The organism is Caballeronia sp. ATUFL_F1_KS39 (assembly GCF_023630985.1).
GTDB lineage: Bacteria > Pseudomonadota > Gammaproteobacteria > Burkholderiales > Burkholderiaceae > Caballeronia > Caballeronia zhejiangensis.
The window spans coordinates 1-242 of the sequence record NZ_JALQDZ010000134.1 but is presented as its reverse complement, the minus strand read 5'-3'; the positions used below and the strand labels follow the sequence as shown (position 1 = coordinate 242).

Annotated in this window: 1 protein-coding gene; it reads left to right on the top strand. The window is 50.8% G+C overall.

The annotated features are described in order from the left end of the window. A partial coding sequence (locus NCR93_RS31850) for a hypothetical protein (protein ID WP_250532491.1) occupies positions 1 to 218 on the top strand: 218 nt, incomplete at its 5' end. Between the last annotated feature and the right edge of the window lie 24 nt (positions 219 to 242).

Below are 242 nucleotides of genomic sequence, written 5' to 3'. Positions count from 1 at the left end.
CCTCCATCAGCGGAAGCGACAGTAAAGGATCGAAAGGTGAGGAGGAGGAAGGAAATGTGGCCCTTGCATCAAAGGGTCCCATTCAGGGACAGGGTACACAAGGGGAGAAGAAGAAAAAGGACCTATCTAAGGTCAAGTGCTTCAAGTGTGGCGAGTTTGGCTACTATAGAACTCAGTGTCCTCAAAGGAAGAAGGACAAGCAGGAGAAGCGGGACTAGGCAGCAGCATCCGTAGAGATAGAC